We start from the raw sequence: 6,493 nt of genomic DNA, 5'->3' as shown, positions 1-6,493 counted from the left end.
TCGTCAAAAACCTGGGTTTCGCGAACGATCTTCCACGGCCAGATTTTGGGAAGGGAGCCAATAATAAAACCTGTGAGTAAGGCAAGGGTGGCATTTTTAAAACGGGAAAACATCCATTTTAAAAGGCGCGCAAAGCTCAACAGGCCTACGATGGCCCCGGCCCCGACGATTGCAATAATTTTGAGATCCCTTTCATGTACGGCATCCAAAATCGTCTTATAGGAACCGAGAAGTACCAGAATAAAGGCTCCTGAGATACCCGGAAGTATCATGGCACAGATTGCAAGGGCTCCTGACAGAAAGAGAAAGAGCACTCCGGAATCTCCCTGTGAAATGGGTAATGAAACAATGGCGTAGGCGACAATGGCGCCCAAAATACCCATTATAATACTATTGAGTTTCCACTGGTCGATCGACTTGGCCACATAGAAAACACTGGCAAGGACAAGGCCGAAAAAAAAAGACCAGAGCAATACGGGCTGGTGGGCAAGCAACCAACTGATGCCCCTGGCCAGTGAGAATACGCTAATGGCTACTCCGGTGAGCAATGCCAGCAGAAAACCACCATTGAGTTCACGCCAAAAGGCGGCAAAACCATCTTTTCTCCATACCCCGAGCAGCGAAGGGCGAACATTGTTGATCGAGCGAATGAGCTCCTCATAAATCCCGGAGATAAATGCTATGGTACCCCCGGAAACCCCGGGCACCACATCGGCCGCGCCCATGGCCATTCCCTTTAAAACTACCCATAGATATTGAATTGGACTGCGTCCTTCCATAGCAGGAGAAAAAGCAAAAATAGCCTTTTTATTTGGAAGCTTTCCGCGATTCCCGAATGAGGCGCTGCACCCATACAGATCCTGAGATTTCAGGGAATCTGTTTTCGAAATAGGAGTATTTCTCAGGGTCTTCTTTCAGGGCTTTTTTCAAGGTGCTTTTCCCTTTCTCAAGGGCTTGGAGACACAGGTATACCCCTGCCAGCTGGTAATGCATCTGAGCGGATTCCGGATGGAATTCACAGCCCTGTTGCAATACCACTGCAGCGGTTTCGAATTCATTGGAGTCACAGAGGATTTCAGCCCAGAGCAACCAGGTGTCTTCTTCGTAATTCCCCAGCTCCGTAGCCTGTTTGAAAGCGAAGTCGGCTTCGTGAACCTGTTTAAGGGCCTTGTGTATAATCCCGGAGCGTTTCCAGTAGATGGCATTCTCTCCGTCAATGTTCAGGGCCTTATCGATATATTCCTGTGCTTTCTGGTAATCCTTTTTTTTCAGATAGTGGTCCGTGATAGCGAGCCACCCCTTATCGAGAAGGGGATCATCGTGCACGGTGAGATAGAAGTAGTACCGGGCTTTCTCCGGCCGGTTAAGTCGCTCGTAACACTTTCCGATGCGCAGATAGGCGTGGGATGTGGGATCTTCCAGTTCTGTCGTCGTATTGTAATTTTCTATGGCCTCCTCATACCGCCCCAGTTTTTCCAGAACCCTTCCTTTTTCGAAATACGCCCCCAGAAAACTGTCATCGGAAATTATTGCAAAATCAAAAGCAGCCAGGGCTTCCGGATACATTTTTACGGCATAATATTGCTTGCCCAACTGATGCCATGCAATTTGGCAATATGGATTGGTGTCCAGATATGTGTTCAGATAACGAATCGCACCCTCGTGTTCATCGAGAAATTCGTAACAGTAAATCGTGTTATAAAGGGAGGCATAGTCCTCAGGATCGGCTTCCAGGCACTGGATAAAACACTTCCGGGCCATGGTGTAATCATCGATAAAGAGGTATTCCATCCCCAGGAGTGAATACAGATCCGTGACCTCATCGGTCAATTCCAGGGCTTTGTGAAGCAGGGTGATGGCACCCAGGTGGTTGTCCTGTTTCGATTGAATGTTTGCCCGTTGCACAAAAATTTCTTCATTGTTGGGCGCGAGGAGCTGCAGTTCATCCAGGACGCGCTCTGCATCTTCAAATTCGTTTTCAAAAACCATCACTTCAACATCCAGCAGGCGAATATCAAGGGAATTCGGATGTTGTTGTAATCCCATTTTTATGGCCTTTTTGGCCAGGGATACCTTTCCATGATTCAGGTAATGATGTATGATTTCTTCAAAATCCTCTGCATCGAAGAAATAGACATCATCTGTCTTGAGCATGGATTCAAATTTGGTAATCGGAGGACCCGGTTGTTCACTGGAGTCTAATGCCATACATGACGTCTTGGATACTGGTTGTATGGATCTAAAAATATTTTTTTTAGGCAGTTATGAAGGCTCTCCCGGTGCTTTCTTATCAACAAATTAGTTAACACCATTATTGTCGTATCTCCGGAGCACCCGTAAAATAAGGCTGCAGCCCTGTTTGATTTCTGCTTCACTCAGGGTCAATGGAGGGCTGATACGCACTGCCCGGGGTTCAAAAAGCAGCCAGAAAAGGAGCAATCCTTCTTTCTGCGCCTCGAGCACGAGGTAATCGGCCATCTCAGCCGATTCCATAATCAGGGCCAGCATCAACCCCCGGCCTCGAATCTCAGAGATTGCCGGGTGAACCAGATGACTTCGAATCAGGGATTCCTTTTTAAGGGTATCGGCTATAATATTGGTTTGTTGAAGGACCTTAAGGGTAGCCAGGGCGCCCGCAGCTATGACGGGATTCCCCCCGAAGGTCGTGATATGGCCCAATTTGGGATTCTGAAGCGTATCCATATGGGCCCTGGAGGCTGTAAAAGCCCCGATGGGCAGTCCGGAAGCCATCCCCTTGCCCATGACCAGAATGTCGGGGACACAATCAAACTGCTCAAAGGCGAAGAGGGTTCCTGTTCTTCCGAAACCGGGTTGAATCTCGTCGAGAATTAGCAACGTTCCCATTTCATCACAGCGCTGGCGGACCTGTCGGAGGTAATCTGCTTCAGGGAGGATAAATCCTGCTCCACCCTGTATGGTCTCAAGGATAACCGCAGCGGTTTTGGAACTAATGGCTTTTAGCGCTTCGGTCTTGTTGAATTCGATATGGCGAATATCCGGGAGCAAAGGCCGAAAAGGTGCCTTTCGGGCCTCATAATCCGTCAGGCTCAAGCTTCCGATGGTATTGCCGTGATAGGCGTTTCGCGCCGCGATGAGTTCGGATCTGCCGGTAACCCTTCGGGCCAGTTTGATAGCCCCTTCCATTGCCTCGGTACCCGAGTTTACAAGATAGGTCGTTTGAAGGGGATCGGGCAGTACTTTCGCTAGTGCCCTACAGAGTTCGAGGGCCGGGCTTTGAATGAATTCCCCATAGACCATCACATGCATATACTTTTCTGCCTGTTGTTTGACGGCCGTGACTACATCAGGATGGCTATGTCCGAGAGAAACTGCGGAGACCCAGGCTACAAAATCCAGATAGGCCTTTCCCCGGACGTCGTAAATATAGCTTCCCGAGGCATGTGAAACCTCCAGGCCCAGGGGGTGGGGGGTGGTTTGGCTCTGGTAGGCCCGAAAATCTGATGTGCTGTTTCTGGAATTACTCACGTCCCACCTGTTTTACCGGTACCTGAGGTTTTCGATGTTTTCAAATCCTTTGACGAAGGGGCTTGCTTCAAATCCTCCTTCTCCTCCTCGTCGGGACTTTCTTTGTCAATAGGTTCCGTAATTCCCTGGATTACCGGTAATACGAGGTTGTTGTCGTCGGCGTCAAAAATGTCCTCAGGACTTCGAATCCGCTCATCCCCCCTCCAAATAAACCCTTCGAGTTTTCGGCTATCGGGCGGAAAATCCTTTTCCGGAGTAATATCCCCGTCCGGGTTGGTAATAAAAGTGATATCCTCGATATCGCTCTTTTCGAGTTTCAGCCGGATCTTACTGCTCTTTGTTTTATTGATCCCTATAAGGTTCCCGTCATCGTCGTACATATAGTAAATGACTTCGGTATTTTTAACAAGATCCACTAGTTTCAGCTCGTTGTCAATAAACTTGCCAAAGAGGTCTTTGCCCTTGGCCTGATTAAATCCACGCTGTCCCACAGTATCTTCAGAAATGATAAAGGCATTTTCAATTACTTTCAGGGAGTCGAGTTTATCGGTCTCCATATCGCTGATCAGATGGATACTGTCCCCTGTCATTTGGTTTTCAAGGTTCCAGATTACAGGCCTGTGGATCAATTGGGTAAGTCCGGAGCGCTCATCGAAATGAATGCTGTCACACTTCCCGCTCATATCGGTTTTATAAAACTTCGCATTTCGGAATGCCCTGAGAATTCTCGCCTCCGGACCACCCGTAACCATCAGGGTATCCCCGTGCATATAGAGGGAGTCCTGCTCCATCATACTTACCGAGACAGCCCGCCGGGTAGCAAAAAGGGAATCTTTGGCACGATGCACCTCTGCGTAGTGGGCACGTATTATGCCCTTATTGATGGTATCTGTTACTTTTATATTGTTCGTGGCGGAGGCAAATTCCCGGATTTTGTCAAAATAAACGCTGTCTCCTTCTATGATGCGATTGCTGTACTGAATCTCTGTGTTCTTAATCCCGTAACCCTGTTCGGCCGTGGTATCGTAGAATCCGCGTTCACAATACAACTGGTATGTTTCCCCCGTAATGGTTGAAGGGCCGTACATATAGGCATTTTTGGAAGTGGTGTAGTAATCCAGCCGGCTCGACTCCATGACGTACTCCGGGTTTGTGATCAGCACGCTGTCCTGGAATTGATATTTTTTCGAGGTCATATAGTACCTCCCCACACGACTGGTCAGCACATTGGCAGAATCTACTATTTTTCCATAATCCCGGTAGTAAGATTCCTGCCGCTCCCTGTCAAAATAGAGGGTATCCGTGGTAAGGGTCATGCTGCTATTGGTCAGGCGTACATTCTCATAGGCCTTGGCCAGTTTGGCGTTTCCTTCATATTCTATATACCCCCCGGTCATTAGTACAGAATCACCTTGTTTCAGGCGGACGTTTCCGATAGCTTCCAGGCGGTTTTCCTTTTGGTATAACAAGGCGTAATCGCACCAGAGATCTGCCCCCTGATGTTCAAATTGCACCTGTCGGTTGTCTTTGGAGAAAATAGAAGCTCCTGGTTTTAAAGCCTCATCTTTTGTAAAACTCCCACCGTAGACAATGGTGATTTTTGTGCCGGGCCCTGCGTCCTGTTGACCCCAAAGTCCCGAAGTCAGGATACAGATTCCGAGAAAGAGGAGGAGGGATTTCACCTGTGGGGTTTCTACAAAAATAACATTTTAGCGCAGTATGGTCTGTTTCCTGTCAGGGCCCACAGAAACAATTCGTACAGGGACCTCGAGTTCCTCTTCCAGAAAATGGATATACGACATGAGTGCTTCAGGCAGCTCTGAGGCCTCAGTCATTCCGGTCAGGTCTTCTTTCCATCCGGGCATCTCCTTGTAAACGGGGGTCAGGAGTGGGGCGTCGGTGGAATACGGAAGGTGTTCGATCGGTTTTCCCTGATAGTGATAGGCGGTACATACTTTAAGGGTTTCAAACCCACTCAGCACATCGGCTTTCATCATCATCAGCTGGGTTACCCCGTTGATCCGAACAGCGTATTTCAGGGCCACTAAATCAAGCCATCCGCAGCGTCGGGGTCTTCCGGTAGTCGCTCCGAATTCATTGCCGACCCTGCCGAGAGTTTCCCCGTCGGCGTCAAAGAGTTCCGTAGGGAAAGGCCCGCTCCCCACCCGGGTCGTGTACGCCTTGAAGATACCGTAAACTTCCTGTATGCTCCCCGGCGCGATGCCCAGACCTGTGCAGGCTCCGGCCGCTGTGGTATTGGAGGAAGTTAGATAGGGATAGGTGCCAAAATCAATATCGAGCAGGGACCCCTGCGCTCCTTCGGCGAGCACTTTTTTACCCGATTTCAGTGCCTGATATAAATATTCTTCACTATCGATAAATTGAAGGGTTTTCAGGCGTTCCACGGCTGTAAAGAATTCCGCCTCCAGTTCCTGCAAGTCGTACTGAATGTCCACATCGTAGAAATGGATCATGGCCTGATGTTTTTCGGCCAGGGCATTGTATTTGTCTTTCCAGTCCGGCAATTCCAAATCCCCAAGCCTGAGTCCGTTCCGGCCGGTTTTATCCATATAAGCCGGACCGATACCTTTGAGGGTGCTACCGATTTTTGCCTTGCCCTTGGCAGCTTCGGAGGCCGCGTCCAGCAACCGGTGCGTAGGCAGGATAATATGTGCCTTTCTCGAGAGTAAGAGCTTCTTCTGGATATCGATGTTAAAACTTTCCAGTTTTTCCAGTTCCTTGTCGAAGATCACCGGGTCAATAACCACTCCATTGCCTACGATGTTGATGGCATTCTTGTGAAAAATACCTGAGGGGATGGTGTGGAGTACGTGTTTAATTCCATCGAACTCGAGGGTGTGGCCCGCATTTGGTCCTCCCTGAAAACGGGCAATAATGTCGTAATCCCGGGTTAAAACATCAACAATCTTTCCTTTTCCCTCGTCTCCCCATTGGAGCCCGAGCAGCAAATCTACGCGCATGATAT

5 protein-coding genes are annotated in these 6,493 nt (G+C 48.9%); all 5 read right to left on the bottom strand.

Features of this window, described 5'->3' with window-relative positions; all coding sequences use genetic code 11:
- Positions 1–779 (bottom strand): DUF368 domain-containing protein (locus tag WBV75_RS06120; RefSeq protein ID WP_424119756.1); only part of this gene is annotated, 779 nt, incomplete at its 3' end.
- A gap of 28 nt (positions 780–807) precedes the next feature.
- The gene (locus WBV75_RS06115) at positions 808–2,208 is read right to left on the bottom strand and encodes a tetratricopeptide repeat protein (RefSeq protein WP_424119755.1); all 1,401 of its coding nucleotides are present in this window, start codon (positions 2,206–2,208) and stop codon (positions 808–810) included.
- A 90-nt stretch (positions 2,209–2,298) separates the two neighbouring features.
- Positions 2,299–3,507, bottom strand: coding sequence for an aspartate aminotransferase family protein (locus tag WBV75_RS06110; RefSeq protein WP_424119754.1), 1,209 nt, complete (start codon positions 3,505–3,507; stop codon positions 2,299–2,301).
- The gene (locus tag WBV75_RS06105) at positions 3,504–5,189 is read right to left on the bottom strand and encodes an OstA-like protein (protein ID WP_424119753.1); all 1,686 of its coding nucleotides are present in this window, start codon (positions 5,187–5,189) and stop codon (positions 3,504–3,506) included. Before WBV75_RS06105 ends, WBV75_RS06110 begins: the two co-directional genes overlap by 4 nt.
- A 27-nt stretch (positions 5,190–5,216) precedes the next feature.
- A complete protein-coding gene (locus WBV75_RS06100) occupies positions 5,217–6,488 on the bottom strand; it encodes an adenylosuccinate synthase (RefSeq protein WP_424119757.1) in 1,272 nt (423 codons plus the stop codon).
- Between the last annotated feature and the right edge of the window lie 5 nt (positions 6,489–6,493).

Source organism: Robiginitalea sp. (assembly GCF_049588695.1).
In the GTDB taxonomy this organism is placed as follows: domain Bacteria; phylum Bacteroidota; class Bacteroidia; order Flavobacteriales; family Flavobacteriaceae; genus Robiginitalea.
This window is presented reverse-complemented; position numbering and strand designations above follow the sequence as displayed.

Excerpts from the sequence above, each read along its gene's own strand:
- WBV75_RS06100 (WP_424119757.1), bottom strand. The coding sequence starts at position 6,488 with ATGCGCGTAGATTTGCTGCTCGGGCTCCAATGGGGAGACGAGGGAAAA.
- WBV75_RS06115 (WP_424119755.1), bottom strand. The coding sequence starts at position 2,208 with ATGGCATTAGACTCCAGTGAACAACCGGGTCCTCCGATTACCAAATTT.